The organism is Streptomyces sp. NPDC085524 (assembly GCF_044541755.1).
Taxonomy (GTDB): domain Bacteria; phylum Actinomycetota; class Actinomycetes; order Streptomycetales; family Streptomycetaceae; genus Streptomyces.
Genome location: NZ_JBITTH010000071.1, coordinates 1 through 2,380, shown reverse-complemented (window position 1 = coordinate 2,380; position 2,380 = coordinate 1). Strand labels below are relative to the sequence as shown.

Here is a 2,380-nt window from a genome sequence, read left to right as displayed (position 1 = left end):
GCGTCGAGCCGGTCCTTGAAGGCCGGGGAAGCCTCGTGGAGACCCGCCGCCATGCCGATCCACTGCGAGCCCTGACCCGGAAACACGAACACCGTCTTCCCGACCACGGTCTCGCCGGTCACCGCGCTCGCCGACTGGTCACCGGCGGCCAACTCCCGTACCAACCGCAGCAGTTCCTCGCGGTCCCCGCCGACCGCGACCGCCCGGTGCCCGAAGGCCGTACGGGTCGAGGCCAGCGCGGCGCCCACCGCGGCCGCCGGTACGTCCGGGTCGGCTTCGGCGAACTCGGCCAGGCGGGCGGCCTGTTCGCGCAGCGCGGCCGGGGTCTTCGCCGCGAGGAGCCACGGCAGGACCGTCGGGGCGGCCGCCCCGGGGGCCTCGTCCACCGCCGGGGTCGCGGGGGCCTGCTCCAGGATCAGGTGGGCGTTCGTACCGCTGAACCCGAAGGAGGAGACGGCCGCGCGGCGCGGACGGTCCAGCTCGGGCCACGGCTCCTCCCGGGTCAGCAGTGCGACCGCGCCGGCCTCCCAGTCGACGTGCGGGGTCGGTTCGTCCACGTGCAGCGTGCGGGGCAGCACCCCGTGCCGCATGGCCTGCACCATCTTGATGACGCCGGCGACACCGGCGGCGGCCAGGGTGTGGCCGATGTTGGACTTCAGCGAGCCCAGCCACAGCGGCTGTTCGGCCGTGTGCTCCTGCCCGTAGGTGGCGATCAGGGCCTGGGCCTCGATCGGGTCGCCCAGCTTGGTGCCCGTGCCGTGCGCGTCGACCACGTCGACCTCGGCACCCGTCAGACCCGCGTTGGCCAGGGCCTGGCGGATGACGCGCTGCTGCGAGGGGCCGCTGGGGGCGGTCAGGCCGTTGCTCGCGCCGTCCTGGTTCGTCGCCGAGCCCTTGATCACTGCCAGTACCCGGTGCCCGTTGGCCTGCGCGTCCGAGAGCCGCTCCAGCAGGATCAGGCCGACGCCCTCGCCCCATCCGGTGCCGTCGGCCGTCGAGGAGAACGCCTTGCAGCGGCCGTCGGGCGACAGCGCGCGCTGCCGCGAGAACTCCACGAAGTTGACCGGTCCGGCCATCACGGTCGCCCCGCCCGCCAGCGCGAGGGAGCATTCGCCCCGCCGCAGCGCCTGCGCCGCGAGGTGCAGGGCCACGAGGGAGGAGGAGCAGGCCGTGTCGACGGTCAGCGCCGGGCCTTCGAGGCCCAGGGTGTAGGCGATCCGGCCGGAGGCGACGCTGGTGGTGGTGCCGGTGGAGACGTAGCCCTCCAGGCCCTCGGGGAGCCGGTCGAGCCGGGTCACGTAGTCGCCCGTGATGACGCCCGCGAAGACCCCGGTGTCGCTGCCGCGCAGCCGGTCCGGGTCGATCCCGGCGCGTTCCAGTGTCTCCCAGGCCGTCTCCAGCAGCAGGCGCTGCTGCGGGTCCATGGCGAGTGCCTCGCGCGGGTTGATGCCGAAGAAGTCGGCGTCGAAGGTGACGGCGTCGCGCAGGAAGGCGCCCTGGCGGGTGTACGAGGTGCCGGTGGCCTCCGGGTCGGGGTCGTAGAGGCCGTCCAGGTCCCAGCCGCGGTTCGCGGGGAAGCCGCCGACGGTGTCCACGCCGCTCCGGACCAGCTGCCAGAGGTCCTCGGGGGAGGTGATCCCGCCGGGGAAGCGGCAGGCCATGGAGACGATGGCGATGGGGTCGTCGTCACCGCTCACCACGGGGGAGGCGGTGGCGGCCGGTGCGGCGGCCTGGCCGCCGAGCAGGGTGTCCCGCAGGTGCGCGGCGAGGGCGCCGGGCGTGGGGTGGTCGAAGATCAGGGTCGGGGTGAGCCGCTGTCCGGTGGCGGCGCCGAGCCGGTTGCGCAGCTCGACGGCGGACAGCGAGTCGAAGCCGAGGGTGGTGAAGGTGCGGCCGGGGTCGAGCGCGGCGGCGTCGGAGCGGCCGAGCACGGCGGCCACCTCGTCGCGGACCAGGTCCAGGAGCAGCCGGTCCTGCTCGGCGGCCGGCAGTGCGGCGAGCCGCTGGGCGAGCGAGCCGGCGCCCGCCGCCCCGGCCCGGCCGGCCGCTGCCCTGCGTACGGGCGTACGGACCATGCCGCGCAGGATCGGTACGAGCGAGCCGCTCTCGGCGCGGGCCCGCAGCACGGCCATGTGCATCGGTACGGCGACCAGCGCGGGCCGGTGGTGGCCGAGCGCGGCGTCGAAGGCGGCCATGCCCTGCTCGGCCGTGATGGCGGCGGTGCCGGTCTCGGCGAGCCGGTCGAGGTCGAGCTGGGTGAGGGTGCCGCCCATGCCGCCGGGCTGGCCCCAGAGTCCCCAGGCGAGGGAGGTGGCGGGGAGGCCTTGGGTGTGGCGGTGGTGGGCGAGGGCGTCGAGGTAGGTGTTGGCGGCGGCGTAGT

1 protein-coding gene is annotated in these 2,380 nt (G+C 75.2%); it reads right to left on the bottom strand.

Translation table 11 applies throughout. The annotated features are described in order from the left end of the window. A partial coding sequence (locus ACIGFK_RS42430; protein WP_400056154.1) for a beta-ketoacyl synthase N-terminal-like domain-containing protein occupies positions 1–2,380 on the bottom strand: 2,380 nt, incomplete at both ends.